32 protein-coding genes and 1 tRNA gene are annotated in these 24,230 nt (G+C 42.3%); 30 read left to right on the top strand and 3 right to left on the bottom strand.

Annotated features, from left to right (window positions below):
* Window positions 1-666: 666 nt before the first annotated feature.
* Both WC805_00395 and WC805_00400 read right to left on the bottom strand, forming a co-directional pair.
* Window positions 667-1,332, bottom strand: a complete 666-nt coding sequence (locus WC805_00395; protein ID MFA5966965.1) for an SdpI family protein — start codon at window positions 1,330-1,332, stop codon at window positions 667-669.
* Window positions 1,333-1,516: 184 nt separating this feature from the next.
* Window positions 1,517-1,807: an autorepressor SdpR family transcription factor gene (locus WC805_00400; GenBank protein ID MFA5966966.1), complete on the bottom strand. Its 291-nt coding sequence runs from the start codon at window positions 1,805-1,807 to the stop codon at window positions 1,517-1,519.
* Window positions 1,808-2,062: 255 nt separating this feature from the next.
* Here WC805_00400 and WC805_00405 point away from each other — a divergent pair.
* From WC805_00405 to WC805_00535, 27 genes are all read left to right on the top strand, one after another.
* A tRNA-Gln gene (locus WC805_00405) sits at window positions 2,063-2,136 on the top strand.
* Between the two features lie 24 nt (window positions 2,137-2,160).
* On the top strand, window positions 2,161-2,436 hold the full coding sequence (locus WC805_00410) for a hypothetical protein (protein ID MFA5966967.1): 276 nt from the start codon (window positions 2,161-2,163) through the stop codon (window positions 2,434-2,436).
* Window positions 2,437-2,443: 7 nt separating this feature from the next.
* On the top strand, window positions 2,444-3,166 hold the full coding sequence (locus WC805_00415) for an NYN domain-containing protein (GenBank protein MFA5966968.1): 723 nt from the start codon (window positions 2,444-2,446) through the stop codon (window positions 3,164-3,166).
* A gap of 86 nt (window positions 3,167-3,252) precedes the next feature.
* On the top strand, window positions 3,253-3,666 hold the full coding sequence (locus WC805_00420; protein ID MFA5966969.1) for a GNAT family N-acetyltransferase: 414 nt from the start codon (window positions 3,253-3,255) through the stop codon (window positions 3,664-3,666).
* A gap of 41 nt (window positions 3,667-3,707) precedes the next feature.
* Window positions 3,708-4,103, top strand: coding sequence for a hypothetical protein (locus tag WC805_00425; GenBank protein MFA5966970.1), 396 nt, complete (start codon window positions 3,708-3,710; stop codon window positions 4,101-4,103).
* 11 nt (window positions 4,104-4,114) lie between these two features.
* Complete coding sequence (locus WC805_00430) at window positions 4,115-4,753, top strand: hypothetical protein (GenBank protein MFA5966971.1); 639 nt, start codon at window positions 4,115-4,117, stop codon at window positions 4,751-4,753.
* Window positions 4,754-4,756: 3 nt separating this feature from the next.
* A complete protein-coding gene (locus WC805_00435) occupies window positions 4,757-5,089 on the top strand; it encodes a hypothetical protein (GenBank protein ID MFA5966972.1) in 333 nt (110 codons plus the stop codon).
* On the top strand, window positions 5,086-5,985 hold the full coding sequence (locus tag WC805_00440; GenBank protein MFA5966973.1) for a DMT family transporter: 900 nt from the start codon (window positions 5,086-5,088) through the stop codon (window positions 5,983-5,985). The genes WC805_00435 and WC805_00440 overlap by 4 nt, the downstream gene beginning before the upstream one ends.
* Window positions 5,986-6,107: 122 nt before the next feature.
* Window positions 6,108-7,265, top strand: a complete 1,158-nt coding sequence (locus WC805_00445; GenBank protein ID MFA5966974.1) for a polymer-forming cytoskeletal protein — start codon at window positions 6,108-6,110, stop codon at window positions 7,263-7,265.
* Window positions 7,266-7,437: 172 nt separating this feature from the next.
* Entirely contained in the window at window positions 7,438-7,776 is a 339-nt protein-coding gene (locus WC805_00450; GenBank protein ID MFA5966975.1) for a phage holin family protein, read from the top strand.
* Between the two features lie 158 nt (window positions 7,777-7,934).
* Window positions 7,935-9,029, top strand: coding sequence for an asparaginase domain-containing protein (locus WC805_00455; protein MFA5966976.1), 1,095 nt, complete (start codon window positions 7,935-7,937; stop codon window positions 9,027-9,029).
* A gap of 31 nt (window positions 9,030-9,060) precedes the next feature.
* Entirely contained in the window at window positions 9,061-9,468 is a 408-nt protein-coding gene (locus WC805_00460) for a hypothetical protein (GenBank protein MFA5966977.1), read from the top strand.
* Between the two features lie 19 nt (window positions 9,469-9,487).
* Window positions 9,488-9,937, top strand: coding sequence for an NUDIX domain-containing protein (locus WC805_00465; GenBank protein MFA5966978.1), 450 nt, complete (start codon window positions 9,488-9,490; stop codon window positions 9,935-9,937).
* 1 nt (window position 9,938) lies between these two features.
* On the top strand, window positions 9,939-10,355 hold the full coding sequence (locus WC805_00470) for a hypothetical protein (GenBank protein MFA5966979.1): 417 nt from the start codon (window positions 9,939-9,941) through the stop codon (window positions 10,353-10,355).
* A gap of 4 nt (window positions 10,356-10,359) precedes the next feature.
* Window positions 10,360-10,740, top strand: a complete 381-nt coding sequence (locus WC805_00475) for a VOC family protein (GenBank protein MFA5966980.1) — start codon at window positions 10,360-10,362, stop codon at window positions 10,738-10,740.
* A gap of 12 nt (window positions 10,741-10,752) precedes the next feature.
* Window positions 10,753-11,202 carry a hypothetical protein gene (locus WC805_00480; protein ID MFA5966981.1) on the top strand — a complete coding sequence of 150 codons (450 nt, stop codon included), beginning with the start codon at window positions 10,753-10,755 and terminating at the stop codon, window positions 11,200-11,202.
* A 10-nt stretch (window positions 11,203-11,212) separates the two neighbouring features.
* The gene (locus WC805_00485; protein ID MFA5966982.1) at window positions 11,213-11,800 is read left to right on the top strand and encodes an MBL fold metallo-hydrolase; all 588 of its coding nucleotides are present in this window, start codon (window positions 11,213-11,215) and stop codon (window positions 11,798-11,800) included.
* A gap of 33 nt (window positions 11,801-11,833) precedes the next feature.
* Window positions 11,834-12,250 (top strand): GNAT family N-acetyltransferase, encoded by a 417-nt coding sequence (locus WC805_00490; GenBank protein ID MFA5966983.1) that lies wholly within the window; start codon window positions 11,834-11,836, stop codon window positions 12,248-12,250.
* A 19-nt stretch (window positions 12,251-12,269) separates the two neighbouring features.
* Complete coding sequence (locus WC805_00495) at window positions 12,270-12,788, top strand: nitroreductase family protein (GenBank protein ID MFA5966984.1); 519 nt, start codon at window positions 12,270-12,272, stop codon at window positions 12,786-12,788.
* 3 nt (window positions 12,789-12,791) lie between these two features.
* Window positions 12,792-13,199, top strand: a complete 408-nt coding sequence (locus tag WC805_00500; protein MFA5966985.1) for a VOC family protein — start codon at window positions 12,792-12,794, stop codon at window positions 13,197-13,199.
* Between the two features lie 2 nt (window positions 13,200-13,201).
* Complete coding sequence (locus tag WC805_00505; GenBank protein MFA5966986.1) at window positions 13,202-14,068, top strand: alpha/beta fold hydrolase; 867 nt, start codon at window positions 13,202-13,204, stop codon at window positions 14,066-14,068.
* Window positions 14,065-14,667 carry an HAD family phosphatase gene (locus WC805_00510; GenBank protein ID MFA5966987.1) on the top strand — a complete coding sequence of 201 codons (603 nt, stop codon included), beginning with the start codon at window positions 14,065-14,067 and terminating at the stop codon, window positions 14,665-14,667. Before WC805_00505 ends, WC805_00510 begins: the two co-directional genes overlap by 4 nt.
* A gap of 161 nt (window positions 14,668-14,828) precedes the next feature.
* On the top strand, window positions 14,829-15,155 hold the full coding sequence (locus tag WC805_00515) for a hypothetical protein (GenBank protein ID MFA5966988.1): 327 nt from the start codon (window positions 14,829-14,831) through the stop codon (window positions 15,153-15,155).
* Window positions 15,156-15,326: 171 nt separating this feature from the next.
* Complete coding sequence (locus tag WC805_00520; GenBank protein ID MFA5966989.1) at window positions 15,327-15,521, top strand: hypothetical protein; 195 nt, start codon at window positions 15,327-15,329, stop codon at window positions 15,519-15,521.
* 616 nt (window positions 15,522-16,137) lie between these two features.
* Window positions 16,138-16,740, top strand: a complete 603-nt coding sequence (locus tag WC805_00525) for a hypothetical protein (GenBank protein ID MFA5966990.1) — start codon at window positions 16,138-16,140, stop codon at window positions 16,738-16,740.
* A gap of 98 nt (window positions 16,741-16,838) precedes the next feature.
* Window positions 16,839-17,234, top strand: coding sequence for a hypothetical protein (locus WC805_00530; GenBank protein ID MFA5966991.1), 396 nt, complete (start codon window positions 16,839-16,841; stop codon window positions 17,232-17,234).
* Between the two features lie 367 nt (window positions 17,235-17,601).
* Entirely contained in the window at window positions 17,602-17,916 is a 315-nt protein-coding gene (locus tag WC805_00535; GenBank protein ID MFA5966992.1) for a hypothetical protein, read from the top strand.
* 243 nt (window positions 17,917-18,159) lie between these two features.
* Here WC805_00535 and WC805_00540 read toward each other — a convergent pair whose 3' ends face one another.
* The gene (locus WC805_00540; GenBank protein ID MFA5966993.1) at window positions 18,160-18,369 is read right to left on the bottom strand and encodes a hypothetical protein; all 210 of its coding nucleotides are present in this window, start codon (window positions 18,367-18,369) and stop codon (window positions 18,160-18,162) included.
* 71 nt (window positions 18,370-18,440) lie between these two features.
* On the opposite strand from WC805_00540, the gene WC805_00545 reads away from it, so the two are divergent.
* The 3 genes from WC805_00545 (at window position 18,441) to WC805_00555 (ending at window position 24,151) form a co-directional block, all read left to right on the top strand.
* Entirely contained in the window at window positions 18,441-18,689 is a 249-nt protein-coding gene (locus WC805_00545; GenBank protein ID MFA5966994.1) for a DUF1653 domain-containing protein, read from the top strand.
* Complete coding sequence (locus WC805_00550) at window positions 18,682-19,206, top strand: alpha/beta fold hydrolase (GenBank protein MFA5966995.1); 525 nt, start codon at window positions 18,682-18,684, stop codon at window positions 19,204-19,206. The genes WC805_00545 and WC805_00550 overlap by 8 nt, the downstream gene beginning before the upstream one ends.
* Before the next feature lie 169 nt (window positions 19,207-19,375).
* Window positions 19,376-24,151 carry a PA14 domain-containing protein gene (locus WC805_00555; GenBank protein ID MFA5966996.1) on the top strand — a complete coding sequence of 1,592 codons (4,776 nt, stop codon included), beginning with the start codon at window positions 19,376-19,378 and terminating at the stop codon, window positions 24,149-24,151.
* Window positions 24,152-24,230 lie beyond the last annotated feature (79 nt).

The raw sequence follows: 24,230 nt of genomic DNA on the forward strand, positions 1-24,230 counted from the left end.
AAACACCCCGTTCTTTGTCCTATGGAGGTTCATTTCGCATAAAGAGTTCAGAAACGGGGTGAGGGGGGAAGAGGTTGTACGCTCACATTGACAGGAGGCTACATCTCAATCCCTTGAATATCAGGTAAATTATACTCCACCCCTGTTTTGGCGTCAAAAAAGAACCCGCCCGGCAGGCGGGCGGGGCGTGGTTTTGATGGCTAAAAGCCTTCCACTCTAACGAGAATTTCTGTTGCAAATTTAATGAATGTGCAAAGAGCCGAGGAACCCGATCTGGTACCCTCCAGATTGTGCGGGGAATAATAATGTACGCGCGGGGACTGCTCCCTCGGTCTATCTAACATGATTTGACCATTAGTAATATAGTTCATTTTTACTCTTGGTGTCAAAAGAAAAACCCCGCCATTAGAGGACGGGATTGTCGCGAAGAGTTTGACCGAAAGCCGATCACGGATGCAGCTCCGTTGACGGTTGTTCCTTCGGCTGCAGAAAATGAAATAACTGTTATTTAGATTGTATATTATTTCTATTCCTGGTGTCAAAAAAAATGACCCCCACCGCCGTTGGCGGTAAGGGTCACAGAGGTTGACCGAAGAGGCTAATGGGGGGATTGGTCCCATTTTGTGACCCTTCGATCTGACCGGATCATGTCTTTTAGATTATAGCTTATTTCTGTTCTTTCCGGAATAGCAGGTAAGAATAAATCACTGGTACCAGCCCAGCCAAGATAATTCCAGCCATCGGGATGTAAAAATTCAGCGGGGTGGGCCAAATTGGTGTGGTAAAGAATAGCAATCCACCAATCACAAACATATATCCGCCCAAATGATGAGTCTTTTTCCAGTTATCATCCGAGTTGAGTGTCCATGGCGTCCGGATACCCATAAAGAAGTTGGACTTGATTTGATGCAGATAATTGCCGATCAAAATAAACAAAGCTCCGACCGCCATGGGCACAATTACATCAATTTTTAAGGGCTGGCCGGTAACTGCTACCCAAGTTGTAAGCAAGAACATAAATAGTAAGAATACCATCATGACATTTCTAATCATCTGGTAGAAGCCCATGGATTGATGAAAATGTTCTCGGCGAGGTTCAAAGACTGGGATCAGTAAAAATAGCAGATACATCCCTAACATCATTACTGGAATCCCCAAAGCGTGGCCCAGAGGGCTGGTCCAACCATCAACCTGGCCGGTAATGCCCCAATGGGATGGCACTAACGCGGGCAGTTTCGGATAAGCCCACCAGCCGACTGCTGCGGCGATAATAATAGTCAACCAAGAAAACCACTCATTGCGGATATTGAATTTGAATTTTTCTGTCGCCATATATTCTCCTTTATTGTTTAATATTTTTGAGTTACTCTCTTTGTCATTCCCGACCTTTCTCTTCTGTCATCCTCGACCGACGCGCATGGCGCAGTTCGGATCGGGGATCCCTGCCTACCGGCAGGCAGGCAGGCCTAGATCCCAGATCCTGATTTGCCTTTGGCAATCCGGTCTGGGATGACAATTAATACACAGAATCTTTACTATTAAATGTTTCTAATAAATTATTTAACACCTCGTAAAAAACCGTCGTATTAAGGGAATAGATAATCTTTTGGCCTTTTCGTTCGGAAGTTGCCAGATTGGCCTGTTTCAGCACTGAAAAATGATGCGACAGCGAGGGCAGGGACAAAGCAGGGAAGCGGGAAGCAATCTGGCCAGCTGTCAGATCTCTTTTTTGGAGCAGTTTTAATATTCTTCTCCGCGTAGGATCAGACAAGGCATGCAAGGCAACTGAGATAGATTCAATAGTCATATTTAGATATTTAAACAACTATCTAAATACTACCAATAGATACTTGGATTGTCAATATTCTAGGGCTGTCATTCCAACTCACTCGTCATCCTGAACTCGTTTCAGGATCTTTCCTGTTGTCATCCCTAGTGGAGTCGAGGGATCTCGGCCATTTTTCTCCTATGGGTTATTGGTTTATAATGAGTTTATTCATTATCCTATTGGTGTTACATTGGCAATTGGATAAATTGGAAATTAACCCGCAGAGTTTAGTATTGGGGCGTGGCCAAGTGGTAAGGCAACGGCCTTTGAAGCCGTGATCGTAGGTTCGACCCCTACCGCCCCAGCCATAAATTCGGAATGAAAATGATCTATTGGGGGATATAATAGCGGCATTATTTGCTAAACAAACTAATAATATGATGCTTTTGCCACAAACAATGATTCAGATTGTTGGCTCTGGAGGGGGGCTCATTATTGATCTGGACAAGCAGATGCTTTTAACTGATTCCATGATTCAAATAGCAGCAGCTGCAGCGCACTCAGGTGCCAAGGTTACATTTCGTCTAGGTAAAACTATCCTTCTGAGCGATGTCATGATTCAAATAGCAGCAGCTGGTCGTGGTTCTGTAACTTTTGATCTCAGATAAAAACATTATGGATCAAAACTATTATTTTATTGATGGGTCTGCTCTCTTGGCCCAAGTACGGACTCTCTGGAAAAAAGAACCTGCGTTTAATTGGCGTAGACTTGATCCTCTGAAGTTTATTAAACATCTTGCTTTTTCATACCCTGATCTTGGCTCAGCTAACTATAAAAGAGCTGAATTCTTTTTTCCATCTGGAGAACAAAATATAGAAACATATCTTTTGACACCAGAAATCACAGCACCTGGACTCGTGCGCGATGTCCATTTTAAATACTGTGGGGAAAAATTAGATCGTTCTGTAGCGTATGAAAAATGGTTGGAGGAAGAAGTGCCTCCACAATGGAGAGATAGGTGTGTCAAAAGTGAGAAAGGAGTAGATATAGAAATATGCTGTAATGCCTTAAGACTAGCCTCTATGGGAAAAATGGACCGGTTGTTCTTCTTTACTAACGACCGAGACTTTATTCCTCTTTGTAAAACCCTAAAAGATTTCGGTACTAATGTAAGCTTGATCCATCTTTCTAAACATACCAACCCAAATAAGCAACTTATTGACGAATGTGATTCTTATGACGTTTTAAAAGAGGACTACCTTAATAATATATTTGAAGATTCAAAGTTATCAGATGATAAGCAAATAAGTTCTATTGAAGAGATAGTTGATGTTGATGCCAACGCTACCGTTGAATTATTGCCTGAATCCCAAGAAGTTTTAGATAAAGCAATCTGATCTCTACTATTCTCCGACATAAAATCAATAATAGTTGGCATTATCGACATAACTGCATGGTCATTACTTATTGGCAAAATTAAAATATGAAGATAAGGCGGTATATTTCAACCGATTATTCTGATATTAAGCAAAACCTTATTGAAGGGGATTTGTTCTACGAGGAGTTAGATAACGAAAATAGACTAAATCAGAAGATTCAGAAAGACCCCAATTCTATTTTGGTTGCAGATGTAGATAACAAAGCAGTCGGTAATGTCTTTATTATGGAAGATGGCTGGATGGCTCTAATATTTCATTTAGCTGTCAGAAAAGATTATCAGCATAAAGGCATTGGCACAGAACTACTAAAAGCTGCCGAAGCCTACCTTAAAGATAAGGGATTCGAGGAAGTTCAGATTGTAGTTAGAGAAGCCAACCCTGAACTGCTGGGGTATTATGAAAAACTAGGATATCAGAAAGGCGGTTCCTTCAGGTGGATGACCAAAGAGTTGAAGTAGAACCTGATAAGATAGAATTGAAAGAAATTAATTAATGAACCATGGATTATAAGGGAGCAATTATTAAGGAAAGCTTGGAGAATAAGGATGTTCTTAAAGACATCAAAATTATAGATACCAGGGTTGAAGAAGTTACAAAAGAGCACGAAACACCTTGGCTATCCCAGTGGACAATACACAATATTGAAGTTCCTGAAGACAAGGCAGATGAAATTGCTGAGAAACTTAGCCATTCCCTTGATTCTAACAATGGTGGAACTTGGTATGCTGACTTCAAGAATGACCAGTACCACTATATTATTTACCGAGATAAAGTCTTTAAGGTAGATAGAAAAAGCAAGGAGCAATATGATGAGGCAGAGCAGTATGGTATTTCTATTGGAACCACACCAAGTCAGCTCATAAACTATGAGGGTGAGTATAAAGATGCGGTTTAGGAAGAAATAATATGGCTAAAATAATCCCACTAAATCATAGGACTATAGTTCAGCTTGTCCCTGTTTCGCCATATAACTTCGATGCTACTATCCATAAGCCATCTCATTTTCCATCATCAGACAATGAGTGGGAAAAGGGCAAATACTGGATTACTATGCGGTGGAAAGGTCAGAACTTGGGTTTGAAATTAGAAAATGAGGGGACTACTAAGAAGCCAAAGCTAAAGCTGAATGTTTATTCTCAAAAGCCGCTGACCAAAGATTTTATTGCCACTCTTATCCCAGAAATAGAGTGGAGATTTAATTTAAAATCAGATATCAGTGAGTTTTCTAATAAGTTTGAAGATGATGAGGTGTTAGGTCCAGTATTGAAGAAATGGAAGGGAATGAAGCCTGTGGCCGCTAATTCACTCTATGAAACTTTGATGATATATATTGTCTTGCAAAATGCGACTGTACGGAGAACAGCCCAGATGTTAGAAAATCTCTTTAATAAATTCGGTAAGCAGGTGTCTTTTGGTAACAAAGTTCTGTATACTTTTTGGGAGCCGCAAGATATTGAAAAGGTGTCAGAGGAAGACTTAAGAGTTTTAAAGCTTGGCTACCGAGCAAAATTTATCAAGAAAATCAGTCAACAGTTCGCCAGTTGAGAAATGGACGAGTTTGCTATGAGGGAGTTGGGCAGGGAAGCCCTAAAACAACAAACCCTTAAGCTATATGGTATTGGTCCAGCTTCGGTAGAATATTTATTATTTGAGGATTTCTATCATTGTGAAGGGCTGGAAACCATACCACCTTGGGAACAGAAGATATTTTCTAAACTCATTTTTGATAAGAAGCTGGTCCCTGTAGATAAAATTCTAAAATTCTTCCGCAATAGATATAAAGGGTGGGAGAAACTGGCATCCCATTATATTTGGGAAGACATTTTTTGGAAGCGAAAGACCCAAAAGATAGATTGGTTGGAGAAAGAAATAAGATTATGAATAAAAACAATACATTGACTTTAACACTCCTGTTTCTGTCAGCTGTGTTATACAGTAGTTATTTTGTTTCCACGAAGTATATGTTGCTTCAAGGTATTCACCCCCTTGCAATTGCTTCTTCTGTCGCCACTGTCCTCACCGTGTATATAACAGTTATTATGTTTTTTGATAGAAATTTTGCCAAAGAAGTGCACAGGTTAGATTGGTATAAAATTAGTCCGTTATTAATTGCTGGGATTGCCGTATCGGGTATCGGCCCGATATTGCTCTTTTACGGGCAAACTATGACCTCTGTCACTAACAGTGCATTTATATTTCAACTTTCTCCCTTATTTGCTGGTTTGTTGGGCATAATTTTTTTAAAAGAAAGACCACGGTTGTATTTCTGGTTAAGTCTAATAATAATCCTAGCAGGACTATTCTTTTTAACTACCAAAGGAGGCGTTAGCTCTCCTACGTTAGGCGACCTTATGGTTTTGATATTAGCATTTTTATTTGGAGCTTATAATACAATCGCCCAAACATTCTCTGTTAAAATGTCGCCCTTGACATTAAGTAACATAAGAATGTTAGTAGGGAATATTCTGGTCATATTAAGTGCTTGGTTTATATTGGGGTCGGGTTCTGTGTTAGCACTATTTCAATTCCCATTGTTGATTATATTCAGTGCCCTGTTTATTTATCTCTATGTATTCGCAACACACGTAGGTATTAAACAAATAGGTTCTTCTAATACAACCGCATTACTTACAGTTACAGCTTTGTTTTCCACCTTGTTTGCTTCTTTGATAGGTGAGATACCAATGCCCATTCAGTTTATAGGAGGGTTGATTGTTATATTAGGGATAGTGTTGTTGGTTAAGAGGGGAATGAAGACTGTTACCATTCAGTCTTAGATATCTAGCGCATTGGTTAGTTCAGGCATATAAACACACCTGTCCAACCTCCTGAAAATCGTTAGCGTTACTGGCGGGTCAGCTCGTGATATAATCCCAGTGTATATTTATAATTTTTGTATATGTTTAAAAGAATATTTTATAGTGCCTTAGTGGTTATTTTAATTATGTCTATTTCGGCACCAGTCATGGCTGCGCCGACATTTTTAATAGCTGATGAAAATGGCATAGTTAGCCTATCCAAACCTGTCAATGACGATGCGTATATTGCCGGCGGGAATGTAACGATTGATCAGGATATCTGGGGTGACTTATTTGTGGCCGGTGGCACCATTGATATTAATACCGACATTGCTGGGGATCTATTTATTAGCGGTGGGAACATCTCTATTCGCGGTTCAGTCGGCGATGACGTCCACATAGGGGGAGGTAATATCTCCATTTACGGAGAGATCAAAGACGACCTGATGATTGGTGGCGGAACGGTGCTGATAGCCGACACCGCAACTGTGCGGGGAGATCTTTTGGTCGGGACAGGCAATTTTGACTTGTATGGCACAGTTCTAGGCAATGTCAAAGCCGGTTTTGGCAATGCTAAAATTGCTGGGGTAATCAATGGTAACGCCGATTTGCGCTACGGCGACGGGAAGCTCATTTTTGCTGATGGGGCTAAGATCCGTGGCCAGTTAGATTATTGGGCAAAAAGTGAGAATAATTCCTTTGATAAGATCGCAGGGACTATCACATATCATAAAATGACCAGCTCCAGATCTAGCTTGCCAATATTCGCTACCATCTTTGTTCCCACGGTCATATTGATGGGAATGTTTTGGCCGTTTATCAGCATTTTACTTTTAGGGGGGTTATTGATTCTATTGTTGCCTAAATATCTTCCCAGGATGGTCGAAACGACTAAAAAAGATTACTGGACAGCGCTCTGGCAAGGGTTACTGTTTATTATTGTGGCCCCGGTGTTAGCTTTGCTGATTGCTTTCACTGGAGTTGGCATACCTATATCAGTAATCATGATGCTGAGTTTTGTTATTTTGGCAATTCTCGCTAGCGTACCTGTGTCGATGGCGATCGGGAGTTATCTATTAAAATACAAAGAAGGCGACAAGGCGAAACAATTTGGCGCGCTGGCCATTGGGGCATTAGTGTATGTTATTGTCGGGTCATTCCCGCTCATCGGTTGGTTGGTTAAGCTTATTCTCTTTGTGATTGGCATCGGAGCGATCTGGGTAGATTCTCGCTCCATGATCAAAAAAGGAATTTATTAGACACCATCCACTACCCATAATCCAGTGCATCAGAGGTAGTCTAAACGCACCCGATCAATTCAGACCCAATTTTAATAATGGGTCTGTTTTACTATCTAAATTTGAATCCTCGCGTGGAGTTAAAATCTGATAAACTAAAAATGCAGTAGTTTAATAGTTAACATCTAAATAAATGACATTCCTAGCGCATTGGTTGGTTTATACCTTAGCTATCATCATCACGACTTATCTCTTGCCCGGCGTTAATCTAACTGGATTTGCCGCGGCCTTGGTTACGGCATTAGTTTTAGGTTTAATCAACACAGTAATTAGACCTATTCTAATTTTATTAACTTTGCCGATCAATATTATTACTCTCGGTTTGTTTACCTTTGTCATAAATGCAGCCTTAATCTTGCTCGCTGCCGCTATTGTCCCAGGATTTATAGTTCAAGGTTTTTGGGCGGCATTAATCTTTAGTATCGTTTTGGCTATTATTGCTGCTGTCTTAAACGGGTTGTTGGGGAAATAATCTGAACCCAGCGTGTAGGTTAGAACCAAACCCACTGAAAACTGGTAGGACCGGGCTTCGCTATACTATGGAAATCCTGTAGTTTCGACCGAAGCTCTTATTCGAGAGTCACCCCAACACTGGCCCAGCCGTCTATTTAGTTTTGTATAATATAAAATATGAAGAAGAAAATCTTATTTCTCTACAATGGCGGCACTATCGGCCAAGTCCCCACTGAAGTAAATGGGGTAATTGTGTCGGCTCCGCCAAAAGATGCGAGCATCTTTAAGGCCGCCGTAGACCCGATTATTGAGCGGTTCGGTGATAAGTTCGATATTGTTTATGAAGTCGTTACTACCAAGGAATCATCCAGTATGACTCCTCAGGATTGGGAAAGACTTATCTTTCGCATCAAAAAAGCCCAGGACGAGGAAAATTTTGATGCCGTAGGTATTGCTCATGGCACTGACACGCTGGCTTATACGGCCACAGCTCTTAGTTTTGCTCTGCATGGCGTCAATCCGAGTCAAAGCGGTTTGCGTATTCCTATTTGCTTAACCGGTTCCCAAAACCCCGTGTATATGGAAGGCGGTGATGGGCGGTTTAATCTTGAAAATATGTTCAGGACCATCGAGCAGTGTATGGATGTGGGCGTGGGTGATGTCTTGATCAACTTTTGGAATCGCGTGCTGTTAGGTTGCCGCACAGTCAAGGTGAGTGAACGCGATTTTGATGCTATGCAGACTCCGGCGGTGTTGAATGCGGGGATAATTAACTCCCGAGGAGTGATTATTTATCCTGAACGGGTCAGACTGGCAAAGAACGCCTTGCCAAAAATCCAATTAGCCCCCAAATTTGCTCGGGGGGTGATCAGTTTTGAACTAACTCCGGGACTGGATCCGAATCTTCTGCTTAGTTTTATAACAGCCGGGGGGATGTCGGCGATGATTCTAAAATCTCTTGGAGAAGGCAATGTTTGCAGTGAAGGGGCTTACAATATGATTCCCGCAATCAAGCAGATCACGGGTGAATATATGACGCCTATTTTTATGGCATCGAAATTTATTGGCGGTAATGCTGACTCGGCGGTGGATGCCAGCGGCGCAGCGGCGATTAATGCTGGCGCTATTGCCTGTTACGATACTACCGACATCGCCATTGATATAAAAGTTCGTTGGCTGGCGGGAAATGGGCTTTGTTCCACTATTTCTGATTATTCTAAAGCCATGAAAACGAGCTATTGCGGAGAGGTAACCGAGCCAAAAGTACAGTAAACGTAGTATTAAGGCCTACTCGAGATAATCAATGAGCGATTTACCGAATAAAATAGTCTGCACGATCTGTAGTGGTCATAAAAGTACCTTGCCAGGATTGATTCCGGCTTATTTGCGCTACGCTTCATCTAGAATAGATCTGGTGCACTCAATTTCTGATCAGCAAAAATTGCCATTCTTTATCCTGTCGGGGAAGTACGGCCTGATAAATGCCAACCAATCGATTCCATATTATGATCATTTATTACTGGCAGATGAGGTAGAACATCTAGCAGAGATAGTAAAGGTGCAACTCAAAGGCGGCAATTGGAAATCAATAGATTTCTATGTTAAAACCAATGATCCGGCATGGAAACCATATGTAGAAGTTATAACAAAAGCCGCTAATGATACAGGTATCACCTTGAATAAGTTAGAAATATCATCAGCCATCAGTTAGAACCTGATAAGATAGATTTATGAATAAATATGACGGACAAGTAGAATCAGTGGTAGCTCCTATTATCGTCAATGATGAAGGCAAAATTTTACTGATGACATCGCCCAAATGGGGAGATAAATATACCTTACCGGGTGGCCATATAGAATACGGAGAAACTCTTTCTCAAGCTGCAGAACGAGAAGCTAAAGAGGAAAGTGGTTTAGATGTGAAGGCTCTCTATCTTGTGGATGCCGGGACAATGATTAACAGTCCAGAGTTTTTTAGAAAACAAGCCCACTTTGTTTATCATCGGGTGGCCTGCAAGGTTGTCGGCGGCGAACTAAATACTGATTCTGTAGAAACTACGGAATTAGTTTGGGTAACCCCGGAAGAAGCCCTGAAGTTGCCATTGGCGACTGGAATGGAAGTTTCGATCAAGAACTATATCAACGGTGTGAAATTAGATATGGGAGAATATGTATTCTAATATGAAAAAAGTTGTTATCTGCGCCAGTGCGGCTTTTTATACGGAAGCCCAGGAATGGAAGAAAAGGTTAGAGGAAATAGGTTACAGAGTTACTACCACCCTAAAAGACATCGATGAAAGCGATATTTTTCAGTACCGGCAAACTCATCAGGAGCATTACGCCAAAATGGCAGAGTGTGATATCGTATTTATCCTAAATTTAGAAAAGAAAGGTATCCCTGGCTATATTGGAGCGAGCGTTTTTGCTGAAATAGCTTTCACCATCGGTTTAAATATGGTGTTTAACAAAAATATCCAGATACTCTGTGTAAATCCGATTCCTGACAATTTGCCGTATTCGGATGAACTCACTAAATGGCAAAAACTCGGCTGGATAAAACAATTCCAACCAGTTGCCGCACCTGAATCAGTAGAATAAATTTATGAGCAAATTATATTTTGACCACACATACGTTTCTGTCCAGGATATGGATAGGGCTATAAACTTTTACGAAACTCTTTTGAATAAAAAGGTTTCTTGTCGTGAAGAGAATATCTGGGCTGATTTTGACATAGGGGAAGGGTGTTATTTTGGCTTAATCAACCCCGACATTGTTAGTAAGGAGAGAAAAATCGGGAATAACTCTATCTCTGTTTTTGCAACTGATAATGTTGATGAGGCTTACGAGAAGTTAAAAGATATGGGTGTAAAGATTATCCACGACATAGAAACTTTAAAATATACGGATTACTTTTATAGAATGTTTTTATGTGAAGATACCGAAGGCAACCTTATTGAAATCGCTCAGTATGACCGGTCTTAACAGGATAAATCAATGAGCAAACAACCCATCCGCAATAATCTGATTATAGAACTTCATGTCCCTGATTTTGATGTCGCCAAGGAATTTTATGGGATATTAGGCTTCAGAGTAATTCTTGAACATCCTATTACAACTACCGAACCTGGCTATCTGGTGATGAAAAGACCAGATGTATTAGGGGATAGTATCATTAATTTTTATGGCGGTAACGAGCAAGTTTATCAACAATCATATTTCAAAAACTTTCCTTCTACTACCAAAAGAGGCTATGCCACAGAGTTGACGATGCCTATCTCTAATGTTGATGATTTCTTTAATCAAATTTCACCCAAAATTAAAGACCATATTATGCAGGAGATTAAAGATAAGAAAGACGGGGATATGGCTTGGCGAGATTTTCGGGTAGGAGACCCATTTGGTTTCTATTTAAGATTCACCGAACTGATAGATTGGGGACAATAATCAATATTGTATGGCAAAAGTAAAAGTTTTAATCGAAGGATATGCGAAGGAGTTGGAAAATGGCTGGATAGCCAGCTCTACCGTCTGTTTGGTTACTACGGGGGATAAGAGAATAATTACGGATCCAGGCTGTAATCGAGAAAAACTATTAGAAGCACTTAAAGGTGAGAACTTAGCTACGGGCGATATAGATTATGTCTTTTTGTCTCATTGTCATCCTGACCATGTTCTTTTAGCAGGAATTTTTGAGAAGGCAAAGTTTGTAACCTTTGACTCCAACTTACTTTACGATAAAGACCATCTCTCTAAATTTGATATACATATATTAGGTGAAGATATTGAGATTGTTGAGACGCCCGGACACGTACTGGAACACCTTTCATTAATAGTTAATACATCTCAAGGCAGAGTGGCGATTGCCGGGGATGTTATCTGGTGGGTAGATGGAGAAGAACAAAAGTTTGATATAGATCAGGAGGATCATTCTCAAGCAAAAGGAATGAATATGAAACAGTTAGTGGAAAGTAGACGAAATCTTTTAGAACACGCAGATTATATAATCCCTGGCCATGGGAAAATGTTTAAAGTCCAAAAATAATAGTAAAAATGCTTTATCCCAAATATTGAAATTATGACGAAAATAAGACCATACATTCCCATTGATTATCCAGATATTAAACAAAACCTTATTGAAGGGGATTTGTTTTACGAGGAGTTAGATAACGAAGGCAGAATAAATCAGAAAATTCAAAATAACCCTAATTCCATCTTAGTTACAGAGTTGGATGGTAAAGCAGTGGGTAATGTCTTTATTATGGACGATGGCTGGATGGCTCTAATATTTCATCTTGCTGTTAGAAAAGATTATCAGCATAAAGGTATTGGCACCGAACTACTAAAAGCTGCCGAATCCTATCTTAAAGATAAGGGCTATAAGGAAGTTCAAATTGTAGTTAGAGAAGCCAACCCAGAGTTGCTGGGGTATTATGAAAAACTAGGGTATCAGAAGGGCGGTTCCTTCAGATGGATGACTAAAGAGCTACACTAGAACTTGATAAGATAAATTTATGAACGAAACTCTCAAAACTATTCTTAATCGGAAAAGCATTAGGGATTACACGGATAAACCTGTGAGTAAAGCAGATTTAATCTTGCTTTTAAAGGCGGCTATGGCTGCTCCCAGCGGGGGTGACACTCGATCATGGTCTTTCTTCGTGATTCAAAATAAGGCGCTGTTGAAGGAATTGTCGGATATTCTAAAATACGGTCACATGATCCGGGAAGCGGGAGCTGTGATTGTAGTTTGTGGCAATCCCAAAAAATCTACTTTTGACGGTGATCAATACTGGATGTTTGATTGTTCTGTTGCTGCAGAAAATATTTTGTTGGCAGCCGAATCATTAGGTTTAGGGGCAGTTTGGACTGCTGTTTATCCTAATAAAGTTAGAATTAAAAACGTGAAGAAAGTTCTTAATACCCCGAAAGAAATCGAGCCATTATGCACTATCTCGATCGGCCATCCTAAGTCAAAAGTAAAACCGAAAAACAAATTTGATCCCAAGAATATACATTGGAACAAATGGTAAATTATGAAATCTTCTCTTGACCACATTTCTATTAATGTTTCTAATTCTCAAAAATCCATCCCCTTTTATAGGTCGTTATTTAAGTATCTTGAATATGACTTTCTAAAGGATAAGAAAGACTCCTTAGCAGTAAGAAAAAAAGGTGACTGCGATTTCTGGATTTATCCCACAGACAGTAAACACATACCTCATGGTTTTTGTGTAAATAATACAGGGCTAGGCCACATAGCTTTTAGGGTATCTTCTAAAGAAGATGTTGATCGATTTCACGAAGAATATCTAAAACCCAATAATGTTAGGGTATTCAATGGAGGGCCCAAAGCTTTTCCTCAATACACTCCCGATTATTACGCTGTTTTCTTTGAAGACCCCGACAGGATAAAATTAGAAGTTAATTCATTCAAGAGATAACTATGAATGCGGAATTTATCAGATTTACTACCGAAGATAAATTGATCCTACAGGGGATTATTTATCGACCGAACAACTCCAGCGAAAAGGCCTATCTGCATATTCACGGCATGGCAGGTAATTTCTATGAGAATAGATTTCTGGATGCTATGGCAAAAGAACTAACAGATAATTGCTATGCATTTATGAGCATCAACACCAGGGGGCACGACTACATTGCTGATTTCCCAATCGCTGGACCTGAAGAAAAGTCCAAAAAAATAGGGGATGCCTATGAAATATTCGAGGAATGCCTGCTGGATATCAAACCCGCAATAGATTATCTACAAAAGCATGGCTATAAGGAAATCATTCTCTGTGGTCATAGTTTAGGAGCCGTAAAAGTTGCTTATTATATAACTAAAACCCAAGACCAGAGGGTTAATAAACTTATTCTAATGTCCCCTCCAGATATGGTTGGACTGACTGAGAAAGAAAATGATTCTGAAAAGACAATGGAACAAGCCAAGAAAATGGTTTCCGAGGGCAAAGGTAACGAACTATTGCCCGGATTGCTGTGGGGTTGGTATTACCTATCGGCCAATACCTATCTAAATTTTAGTGTCCGGGATAACCCTATTGATATTTTCAATACCTACGACAAAGCTAAACTATCACTGCTTAGTGAAATTAGAATTCCAACTTTAGCTTTTTTGGGCGAGAAAGATGATGCAGCAATAATGTCCCCTCGAGAAGCTTTAGAGATTATGAAGAGCAAAGCTACACAAGCTCCGATATTTGATATAGATATTATCCCCAGTGCTCCGCACAGTTACTTTAGTCATGAAAGGGAAATGGTTCAAAAAATAGTGAGCTGGCTATTGATATGAAAATAAAAACTATTATTTTTGATGTGGGCGGAGTCTTGGTTGAGAAAATATTCAACCCCATTCTAAATGAGCTGGCCAACAGATATGATCTGGACTATGCTGTTTTAAAAGAATATTCCTGGTCACTGTTTGATAAAGTGATGCTAGGAGAAATGACCGAAAAGGAATTATTTAAGGATATCATCAATAAATTCAATATTCCCGCGGAGGTAGCTTTATTAGAAGAAAGGTCTACGCATCTCAATCCTATCCCGGAAGTTTGGGAGTTTGTAAAGAAATTGCAGTACAAATATAAACTCATTATTCTGTCTAATTTAGGCCGGGACTGGGTCAAACTGAGAGAAGAGCAATTTCATATTTCCGATTGGTTTGATGAAGTTGTGTGGTCCTGCGATGTTGGTATCAATAAACCAGATAGACGGATTTTTAACTATATAATTGATAAGTTTGCTCTCGATCCGGAAGCATGTGTTTTTATAGATGATAAACAAAATAATATTGATGCGGCTCAGAGCTTTGGAATGAAGGGAATAGTTTATCAGAATCCTCCACAGCTTGAGCAAGACTTGGCTGCATTAGGAATTGATGTTGCATCTTGAATATTAGCCAAATTTAATTAAATTATGTGATAAATTTCAACGGCTCAATGGGCTGAGCCGTTGAAAGGAGCAGTTGTATACAAGTGCGGAGGTTCGGAGTATTCTGAAATATCCAATTATTGCAATCTTGAAAATAAAAAATACGGAGGTGACTTGCTGCTATGAAAGCATTGGTCACGAAGCATCGCAATTTTGATATCACTATCGATCGTGATGAATACAACACACTGCGGAAATCTTCCGTCAGTGGGGATTTGTTGCTAAGCAACGAAAACGGGACTCTCGGCGAGGAGCCGACTGGCAAATCGATCAAGTTAGCCCGTGAGGTCAACGCCAAAGAGTCCGTTTCTCTTAAGTTTGCAGGCACCTGGGAAGAGACTAAAGAAGTGGAAGTTGTCATAAATCCAGATGCTTTCGAGTATCTCGAAGACACCTGGGTGCGCGCTAAAAGTGGTGCTAGTAATATTCTGATCCAATGCCAGCCTTAGTGCCCAATTTTTTGTACCACTTCTCCTCTTTATCAAATGAATACCCCCGTAAATCCGGGGGTTTTTCTTAATTATCGGGTCTGTCGTGAGAGATTTCTTATAAATAATTAGGTGATATAGGAGATATCTGTTAGTCTGGATGAGCATTATTAATAAATCAGAGGAGATCTTATGTGCGACCAAACAACCAATCCACCCACAGAGGGTGAAGAGACCAAGTGTACTTGTTCTGAAACTTGCCCGGACGATTGTAGCTGCGAAAAGTGTGGATGTGGCAAAGAAGCAGCAGAAACAGAAACACCTACCGAAACAGAAGAGACAGAAGAAAAGCCTGCAGAAGGGGGAGAAGAACCAGCTGCAGAATAATTTAAATCTTTCGTGTTATTAAACGCCCTGCCGGTGTCGGCAGGGCGTTTAAATTAGCTCCTAGAGCAAAGATATTGACTTTATTCTTCTTTTTGATAGGATAGCCCAAGTACCTTATATCTTATCTCGCAAGGAGGAGATATCTTGCGATCAACATTCTTTCCTTTGGGGGCAGAAGTCACTTCAATAGGAGGTAAACCTCTCTCGGGAGTAGTGGTTGGATGCCGACGGCTGTGGACAGAAGCGGAGAAACAAAAATACTCTGCAGACAAATTATTGCAAATAGTTTTCTTCTCTTCGTCACCCCGATCAGCATTGCAATCGGCGCACGTCAGGGAGTTCCCACCGCACGAGCTAAAGTTGCTACCACAACTTCACCTCCAACAGCGGCTAGCGAGTTAATTTATTTCCGGATTGGTTAAATGCAAGCCTGTCATGTGACAGGCTTCTTTTTTATATCATGTACAATAAATATACCCGCGCCCGAAGTATCGCGCGCGAGGTTTAAAACTATCCCACTACTAACAAACCTGGAGGTGGACGAGCTTGTGGGGCATTGCTCTTACCCGCCTTGTCAGGGCAAGGCGGGTTTTCTTCTTTATGATAGAATCTAAATATGTCAGAAGAGGTAGAAAAAATTTTAGTGGTGCCAGCCGAGTGGGCAAATAATTTATGCCAGCCGGGCTTTACTTCGGATATTCATCCAAATTTTTTGGCTAAATTGCCAGAAATAGCTTTTTTTATGGATCGGCCAGCCGCCGAAATTAATCCAAAATTCCGGCAAATTATTCCATATATATTAGTAAAATATCAGAATAAGTATTTAACGGTCACTCGCCGGACCACGCAAACGGAAGTCAGATTACATAACAAAGTTAGCTTTGGGATTGGAGGACATATCAACCCGATTGATGGTGATACAACCAATATTTTAGATGCCGGATTGCGCCGAGAATTGAGTGAAGAATTAGCAACCGATAATCCGCCGAAGTTTGATGAACTAAAACTGCTCGGCTTGTTGCGCGATGATGTTAATGAATTGGAACAAGTACATTTGGGCGTGGTGATGCTGTGGGAAACAACTGAACCAATCGCCATTCGCGAAACCGACAAAATGGACGGGGAGTACCTGACTTTAAATGAAATCGGCGCACGGCGAGAGCGGTTGGAAAATTGGTCCCGGTTGGTCTATGACCACCTAGGTGTCATGGTCAGCTAAAAATAAGTAACTCGTATATTCTGAAATAACTTGCCTGGGAAGTGTCTTTCTGTTACTCTGGGCTCAGTTTTCAAAAAATCTCGAAGGAGGTTCAGCCAATGCCTGGCACCTTTATCATCGCTCTTTTAATTATTTTTGTACTAGCAGCTGTAGCAGTATCGCGGGGCAAGAAAAGCCGAAAAGTTTCTATTTCCTCTTCTATGTCCACTCAAGCGTCTTTCCAGCCAACGCCTACTAATACACCAAGGGTTGTTAAAAACTGGAAAGAGGCACCACGGGCGTCTGTCGGCGACAATCTTCATAGGAAACCTTCATCAGAAAAATCGATAACTGATAATGCCACGAACAAATTCAAACCCACTTCTGGCTATGAAGATGCTATCGACGAACAGCTCAAGAAAGCTAAGAAATTAGAGCGCGGTGGAACCGGCGGGACTGATTCTCTTCCAAAAGAGGTTGCGGGAGATAATCCGAAAGAAGATAAAAAGCCGTGAACTTACTGCCAGCACCTGCCAGCCAGATCTAAACCCCCTTTTCCCATTTGAGGGGGTTTGTTATATTGACAAGCACCTAAATAAACGCTAAGATAATTTCATTCCAAAGTAATATTTGTTCTTTGTATGGTGGGGTTCGATTCCACCTTCCCACCCAAATAAATTCGATCATTTTAATAGTATTGTTCGGTACTACCTCCTAGCCCCCCGTCGTCCGGCGGGGGCACCTTTTTATTTAAATTAATTTCCTCTTAACAAAAAAACTAGTTTTGATATCCTAGAGCCACTTAGGCGGTTATCTTTTCTGTGGTGGAAATTTAAGGAAAAGATAAATCTCAACCGTCTGCATCTTGAGGAGGAAGAGAGTATGCATATAAAAAAGAGGAATTTCTATTATAGGAAAGTGATCAGGGCTCTCAATGAGTGTGAAATTCGCCTGTCGCGCTCGCCTAAGTTGGATGGAAAGCAATCTTGTGGAGGATGGTATTTAGATGGTGTAATTACCATTAAAAGAAATCCCAACACGTGCAACCAGGGGTTATATCTAATCCATGAAGCCTTGCATCACGCTCTTCCTGATGAGGGAGAGAAAGTAATCAAGTGTTTAGCCGAGCAGTTGTTCTGCGCATTCACTACCACTCAGCTACGCACTATTGAGAGTTATCTCTTGACAGCTGCCTAGAGGCACCCTAAAATAATTCCGGTACCTTGGATTGATTCCATGAATTTCTTTGAGGTTGTAGCTCAGCTGGTAGAGTGCTCCAATTATTTTTTGGAGATGTCCCTGGTTCGATTCCAGGCAACCTCATAATCTAGTCTGCACTACCTTCCTAAGCCCCACCGCCCGGTGGGGCGCCTTTTTTGTGTGATTACAAGAAAAACACCCCGGTGATTCAGGGGTATTTTTGGTGGGATGGGATTTTGGTTAAGGCTGGGAATGAGAACTGTAAACTTGAGCTATTTGGCACAAGTCTTCGGTGTCTTCCCATTTATTCTCGGAAGAAGAAGGAAGAACAGGAGGAGTGGCAGGAGAAGATGTTTGTTCAGTACGTGCCCTTATTCCAAAGTTCACCCACTCAGCCATGATTAAAAGCAAGAACAAGATAACATAAAAAAGAACATCAGATATTTCCATTTTTGTAGCCTCCAGTAGCGTTTCGATGGAATGAGCAGTTAAATTGTAGGGAAAATTGTTATAATTAGCAAATGGAGATATTAACATTATCAGAACAGGCAAAAAGTTTTCAACCAGGTTTTTATCAACACTACAAAGGGCCCGAGTACGCAGCGCTGCGAGTAGTCCACCACAGCGAAACTTTGGAGGAGCTAGTTTTATACAAACACTTGGACGATGATAGTTATTGGGTGCGACCGCTCGCAATGTTTTTAGAAAATGTTGAAGTTAACGGCCAAATCATGCCGCGGTTTAAATATTTGAGAGCCACTAATGAATAAGGTAGTTTATATTCTGCATGGCTTAGGGGCGGATTCGCATGCGAATTGGTTTCCGTGGTTAAAACAAGAATTAAAAAATAAAGGCTATACCGTAGCGGTGCCGGATTTTCCTTGTTCGGCTATGCCAAAACTGGACGAATGGCTGCAAGTATTGCATAGCGTGATGGGTCAATACGGCGAAGGTATTTTGATCGGGCACAGTTTGGGAGGGTTGTTGGCTGTGCAATATCTACTCTCGGGCGGGAAAGCACCGAAAGTTATTTTAGCCGCTACGCCTTATGCCAAATTTCCGTTGGCTCCGGAAATTGATGGGTTTTTCCCGACAGTCCAAGATTTATTTGAAATTAAAAATTTGACTGAGTTTGTAATTTTCCAATCCGACAATGATCCTTATCTACGGCCTGATGATGGCGCCAAATGGGTCCAGGCGCTGGGCGGGAAATTAACTGTTCTGCCCGGGCAGGGCCATCTCCTATCAGAGGAGTTCCCGGAAATTTGCCAGTTCCTGGAAGTATAAAAGCTATTTAGGGAGGTAATCAAAAACCATTGGGGATAAGGCCAGGTTGACAAAAACCCGCCAGGGAGCTACGCTTTTGCTGTGGGTGGAGATAAGATTTTTAATTTGTTTAAAAAATAAACCGGCAGCGGATTTGCTTCCGGTGTTTTATTATTAATTATTTATGGAGATGAAGAGATTGCACTGGTCGAAACTGATCTCGCTTCTGGCGGGATTATCTTTGGCATTCAATAGCATTATGCCAGGTGGGGCAGCCGCCTTAGCCTGTGAAGATAAATGCAGCGAAGCCGATTTAATTGTTAACGGCAGTTTTGAAGATCCCGTAGTGGGGGCAGCTGCCAATTGGGATATTTTTGGTGCCACCGCTTTTATCCCGGGCTGGCAAGCTGATTGGCGGGCGGATGTGCCGACAGTTTGGAATGATCAGGAGAGGCCAGCTCCGCAGATAGAGCTCCAAAAGGGGGTAAATGGTTGGACAGCTGAAGAAGGTGCGCAGTGGACAGAGCTGGATACCGACTGGGATGGTCCCGCGGGGCCTCTGAACGGAGAACCGGCTTCTATTCATCTCTGGCAAGACATTACTACGGTCCCGGGAGCTGATTACGAAATTAAGTTTTGGACTTCGCCCCGGCCGGGAATTAATGAAGAAAACACAGAAGCAAAATTTGGCAGCTCGGTTCTAGGGACTTTTACTACTGACGGTACTGCTAATACTGGTACAGTTTGGACAGAACATATTTACACAGTAGCGGCTACTGCGGCAGTGACACGGTTGATGTTTACCGACCTGGGCACGGCTAATTCATTAGGCGGATTGGTAGATAAAGTTAGCGTGTCGCGGATTTGTGAAGAGCCCGAACCAGACCCATGCGATTTCGGTGACAAGACCGGTTGGTATGGTGAATATTTCAATTATTCCCAGAGCCATCCCGATATGAATTTACCGCAGGGAAACTGGCCTGACCAAACCCATGGCGACCCCATGGGGAACGCTGCGCCTTGGACAGCGGATTGGTACACCCAGCCATATTTCCGGTTCTCTCGGGTAGATGCCAATCTTGCTTTTGGCGGTGATTTCTTCCCGTTTGATGGCACCAATGGTGCGACGCCTTTAGAGGAAGATAATTACAACGGCAGGGATTATCACTTTGGCGCCCATTGGTCGGCTAAAGTTACCGCTCCCGCCGATGGTAATTACAGTTTTAATTTAACGACTGATGATGATGCTTGGGTATATCTGGACGGCGTATTAGCGGCAGATAATTCTGGTATCCATCCGCCAGCGTCCATCAGTGGTTCTATGGCTCTCACCACTGCTCCGAAAATCTTGGATGTGTATTTTGCCGAACGGCACACAGTGCAGTCGCACATGTATTTCGCATTTACTGGCGATATTTTCCCGCAGATAGTTCCATATAATCGGGCTTGCCCTCAGCCAGTGCCAGAATTGTCTCTCGAAAAAACTGGCATATATAATCCAACGAACGGTCAAATTGACTACTCAATTGATTGGGAACTTACTGGCGCTGGCACACTCTCTAATGTAACAATTACCGATGCAGTTCCGACTGGCACAACTTTTGTATCCGCCGATAATAGCGGAACCGAATCTGGCGGTGTAGTTACTTGGTCCCTTGGTCCTAAAACTGCGCCGGCCAGCGGGACGGTTCATCTGGTCGTTTCAGTTGATTCTTACGAACCCTGGGCGGATACGGTTATAGATTATAATCCTGGGTTGCAAAAGGGCGGCGGGGCCTTGCCGGGCGACAGAACTGATGCCTCCGAAGCGCTTGGAGCAGACACGGATGACGATGCCGCTCCCATCAATTTTGTCAGCTTAGGTTTTGGCGGCGACTTAGTATTAGGATTTAATAATTACATTCTAGATGGCACTGGCGCCGATATTCATGTGATTGAAACCAGCTGGGGCAATCCGTCAGCAGCGAGTTATCCAGAAAAGTTAGAAGTATTTGCTTCCCAAAATGGCTCGACTTGGACGTCTTTGGGTACGCAAACCCGTAGTGATATAAATCACGATAATGATTTCGATCTTAGCGGGTTACTCCCTTGGGCTAAGTATTTAAAATTAGTCGATAAAACCGATGCTAGTTGGGCGGGTTGGGGGAGCGACGCCGATGGTTATGATGTGGCAGCGGTCCAGGCCTTACATTCAGCTCCTGCCGAGTGTGCGCTCGATAACGCAGCTCACATCACCGGTTTGGCTTACAACCAGCAGCCGGTAACTGCCGATGCCGCTGTTACGCTGACTCTCAATCAGATTGCCTGCGCCAAGGATGTAACGGTAGTGGCGCATAAAATTGTGTGTGACTCGGAAGCCGATCTGCCCAATTGGGGCAATGGCGGACCAGATATTACTGCCGATACTGCCCAAGATTGGGTGGCGCAACATCCTGGTTGCCGGTTTGTGGAAGGCTGGGATTTCCAATGGGGACCCCAAAGCGCTTATGATCCGGGAGATACTCTCGTCGGACCAGCCAATGCGCCATGGCAAACTATGCCGCCAACGGATGCTAACGGTAAGACCACAGTTACGCTGACTCCGGAAAATATTGCCGGCAGCAGTTATCTTTGGTTCCGCGAAGTGCTGCAAGAGGGCTATATTCCATTCACCTTTGATCAAAATGGCGATACTAACGCCAATCCAGTCAGCGCCGAGATGTACTGCCATGCGGATGTCTTAAATTACGACAATTATGATCGGATTGACGGGATCGAAATGGGTAAAACTTATAATTGCGTCGGGTTTAATGTACTCGCTGAATCGCTGAACCACTCTGTTTCCGGCATGAAATTCAACGATCATAACGGTAACGGGGTGAAGGATGCTGATGATAATGGTTTAGCGAAATGGACGATCTATGCCAGTAAAAAAGTTGATAGCATTCAGGTTGCAGCTCAAAATGATATTCCGACCAGTCCTGAATTTTGGACCAATGCACTAGATAATGGCAAAGAATATATTTTGCGCGTTTCCGGAACCTACGATGCTAACGATGGCATCACTGCTGATGCCAAGTATTCTATCCGCACTGGCCCCGATTGGACGGATATTGTGGAAAACTACGGAGCTTACGGTCCGACCCTGCTGGATCTCTTTATCGATAATGTGGCACCAGACTGGGGCGTCTTTAATCCCGCGCATGTCTATTGGCGCACGATTGTGGGAACAGGCGCGCAAGTTAAATTGCAGATTTATGAAATCTATGCCCAGAACGACAGCGGCTTCTTAACCGTGGATGTTTACGAAGTGATTGATAGTGAACTTACGGATGGCGATGGTAATTATCACTTCACTTTCCTGGAAGATATTGGCGAAGTAATGATCTCCGAACAGACGCAATCCGGTTGGTTAGAAACCATGCCTAGTCCGGAAGGTTACTACCTAGTATCCACCGGTCTTAATTACACCGATAAAGACTTCGGTAATCACTACACCGTGCAATTACCGGGTTCTGTGACTGGCATGAAATTCAATGACCATGACAGTGATGGTGTGAAAGATGTTAATGATGGCGGGCTCCAGGGTTGGACAATTTATGCTGGTCAACTAGTTGATGAACTCAGTGTTGATTCCCACAGCAATAATGAAGATGGCGATGGCAACACTATTCAATCAAATGTGGTATTAACTAACGGTCAAAAATACTTTGTTCGCGCTTCCGATACTTTCTCCGCGGGTGATAGTATTACCGCTGATGCTCAATATTCTACTCGGTCAGATCCAAATGTTTGGACTGATTTAGTAGAGAATTATGGTGGTTGGGGCGTAGAACTACTTGATTTATGGATTGGTAGCGACTTTAGTCTTTGGGGTTCTTACAACCCTGCCCATCTTTATTGGCATACATTAACGGGTGACGGTAATACCACAAGTCTTCATATCCATGATATCTATGCTAGTAATAATCAAGGCTCACTGAACGTTAAGATTTACCGGGTAGTAGCCGAAGATATTACTGACGAATCGGGTAGTTACCAATTGAATATTCCTGATGAACTCACGGGTGACTTAGTGATAGCCGAAGAAACGCAAAATGGCTGGATAGAAACTTATCCAATGCCGTTAGGTTACCATTTGGTTTCAGCTGACGGGTTAACCGAAGGGATTAACTTTGGCAATCATGATATCAGCGAACAAAATCCTGGTGGAGGGCCCGACCAACAGTTTGGTTCTATTTCCGGGATGAAATTCAACGACCATGACGGCGATGGCGTGAAAGATGTTAATGATGGGCCATTGGCCGATTGGACGATATATATTGACGCTAATGGTGATGGTGATTTGGATGTGGGTGAGCCAACCTATCTCACCCTTGAAGACGGTACTTATCAGTTTATCAATCTAGTAGCAGACACTTATGCGGTGCGCGAAGTAGGTAATAACGGTTGGACACAAACTTATCCTGCTTCGTCAGTGCATACGCTAGTTATTGGTGATGGCACTTGGATTTGGGCGGGTATCAACTTTGGCAACCATGAAGGAAGTGTTGATAGTCAAGGCGAAGGCGGTTCTGGCGGTGGCGGCGGTAGTTCTGGTGGCGGTGGTAGTTCTGGCGGTGGCGGTGGCGGTGGTACCATTATTCCTCCGACAAATCCAACTGGCGGATCTTCTAACGATGAAGGCGGAGTTGGTGGGGGAGAAGTCGCTGGCGATGAAACTGACAACACTGGCGGCTTAACTGGTGGCGGTTCTGGCGGTGGTCGGCAACTTGCTCTCGGTACTGGTGATCAAGGCAACCTGGAAGATCAAGGCGATGTGGCTGGTGATGAGATCACCAACGAAGAAAATGATGAGAATACATGCGAGAGTTGCAATGTTTGGAAGATCCTAGGTATCAGCGGCTTATCTCTCTTATTGCTACTCTTAATTCTTTACATCATCTATAGATTGACTCGCAAGAATAATGTGATGGGGAGTAAATAACTCTTTGTTAATCAGGTAACAAATTAAAACCAGCCCGCAAGGGCTGGTTTTAGGATGTCAGCAGTGGAATAAATAACCA

The organism is Patescibacteria group bacterium (assembly GCA_041659905.1).
Lineage (GTDB): Bacteria > Patescibacteriota > Kazan-3B-28 > Kazan-3B-28 > UBA10110 > UBA10110.

What these genes read in the sequence shown, in the direction of transcription:
- WC805_00485 (MFA5966982.1), top strand. Translation starts at nt 11,213, where the DNA reads ATGGCAAAAGTAAAAGTTTTAATCGAAGGATATGCGAAGGAGTTGGAA.
- WC805_00475 (MFA5966980.1), top strand. Translation starts at nt 10,360, where the DNA reads ATGAGCAAATTATATTTTGACCACACATACGTTTCTGTCCAGGATATG.
- WC805_00505 (MFA5966986.1), top strand. Translation starts at nt 13,202, where the DNA reads ATGAATGCGGAATTTATCAGATTTACTACCGAAGATAAATTGATCCTA.
- WC805_00495 (MFA5966984.1), top strand. Translation starts at nt 12,270, where the DNA reads ATGAACGAAACTCTCAAAACTATTCTTAATCGGAAAAGCATTAGGGAT.
- WC805_00535 (MFA5966992.1), top strand. Translation starts at nt 17,602, where the DNA reads ATGCATATAAAAAAGAGGAATTTCTATTATAGGAAAGTGATCAGGGCT.
- WC805_00395 (MFA5966965.1), bottom strand. Translation starts at nt 1,332, where the DNA reads ATGGCGACAGAAAAATTCAAATTCAATATCCGCAATGAGTGGTTTTCT.
- WC805_00415 (MFA5966968.1), top strand. Translation starts at nt 2,444, where the DNA reads ATGGATCAAAACTATTATTTTATTGATGGGTCTGCTCTCTTGGCCCAA.
- WC805_00515 (MFA5966988.1), top strand. Translation starts at nt 14,829, where the DNA reads ATGAAAGCATTGGTCACGAAGCATCGCAATTTTGATATCACTATCGAT.
- WC805_00425 (MFA5966970.1), top strand. Translation starts at nt 3,708, where the DNA reads ATGGATTATAAGGGAGCAATTATTAAGGAAAGCTTGGAGAATAAGGAT.
- WC805_00540 (MFA5966993.1), bottom strand. Translation starts at nt 18,369, where the DNA reads ATGGAAATATCTGATGTTCTTTTTTATGTTATCTTGTTCTTGCTTTTA.
- WC805_00545 (MFA5966994.1), top strand. Translation starts at nt 18,441, where the DNA reads ATGGAGATATTAACATTATCAGAACAGGCAAAAAGTTTTCAACCAGGT.
- WC805_00490 (MFA5966983.1), top strand. Translation starts at nt 11,834, where the DNA reads ATGACGAAAATAAGACCATACATTCCCATTGATTATCCAGATATTAAA.
- WC805_00430 (MFA5966971.1), top strand. Translation starts at nt 4,115, where the DNA reads ATGGCTAAAATAATCCCACTAAATCATAGGACTATAGTTCAGCTTGTC.
- WC805_00550 (MFA5966995.1), top strand. Translation starts at nt 18,682, where the DNA reads ATGAATAAGGTAGTTTATATTCTGCATGGCTTAGGGGCGGATTCGCAT.
- WC805_00530 (MFA5966991.1), top strand. Translation starts at nt 16,839, where the DNA reads ATGCCTGGCACCTTTATCATCGCTCTTTTAATTATTTTTGTACTAGCA.
- WC805_00525 (MFA5966990.1), top strand. Translation starts at nt 16,138, where the DNA reads ATGTCAGAAGAGGTAGAAAAAATTTTAGTGGTGCCAGCCGAGTGGGCA.
- WC805_00470 (MFA5966979.1), top strand. Translation starts at nt 9,939, where the DNA reads ATGAAAAAAGTTGTTATCTGCGCCAGTGCGGCTTTTTATACGGAAGCC.
- WC805_00435 (MFA5966972.1), top strand. Translation starts at nt 4,757, where the DNA reads ATGGACGAGTTTGCTATGAGGGAGTTGGGCAGGGAAGCCCTAAAACAA.
- WC805_00460 (MFA5966977.1), top strand. Translation starts at nt 9,061, where the DNA reads ATGAGCGATTTACCGAATAAAATAGTCTGCACGATCTGTAGTGGTCAT.
- WC805_00510 (MFA5966987.1), top strand. Translation starts at nt 14,065, where the DNA reads ATGAAAATAAAAACTATTATTTTTGATGTGGGCGGAGTCTTGGTTGAG.
- WC805_00480 (MFA5966981.1), top strand. Translation starts at nt 10,753, where the DNA reads ATGAGCAAACAACCCATCCGCAATAATCTGATTATAGAACTTCATGTC.
- WC805_00445 (MFA5966974.1), top strand. Translation starts at nt 6,108, where the DNA reads ATGTTTAAAAGAATATTTTATAGTGCCTTAGTGGTTATTTTAATTATG.
- WC805_00465 (MFA5966978.1), top strand. Translation starts at nt 9,488, where the DNA reads ATGAATAAATATGACGGACAAGTAGAATCAGTGGTAGCTCCTATTATC.
- WC805_00455 (MFA5966976.1), top strand. Translation starts at nt 7,935, where the DNA reads ATGAAGAAGAAAATCTTATTTCTCTACAATGGCGGCACTATCGGCCAA.
- WC805_00450 (MFA5966975.1), top strand. Translation starts at nt 7,438, where the DNA reads ATGACATTCCTAGCGCATTGGTTGGTTTATACCTTAGCTATCATCATC.
- WC805_00420 (MFA5966969.1), top strand. Translation starts at nt 3,253, where the DNA reads ATGAAGATAAGGCGGTATATTTCAACCGATTATTCTGATATTAAGCAA.
- WC805_00555 (MFA5966996.1), top strand. Translation starts at nt 19,376, where the DNA reads ATGAAGAGATTGCACTGGTCGAAACTGATCTCGCTTCTGGCGGGATTA.
- WC805_00520 (MFA5966989.1), top strand. Translation starts at nt 15,327, where the DNA reads ATGTGCGACCAAACAACCAATCCACCCACAGAGGGTGAAGAGACCAAG.
- WC805_00400 (MFA5966966.1), bottom strand. Translation starts at nt 1,807, where the DNA reads ATGACTATTGAATCTATCTCAGTTGCCTTGCATGCCTTGTCTGATCCT.
- WC805_00500 (MFA5966985.1), top strand. Translation starts at nt 12,792, where the DNA reads ATGAAATCTTCTCTTGACCACATTTCTATTAATGTTTCTAATTCTCAA.
- WC805_00440 (MFA5966973.1), top strand. Translation starts at nt 5,086, where the DNA reads ATGAATAAAAACAATACATTGACTTTAACACTCCTGTTTCTGTCAGCT.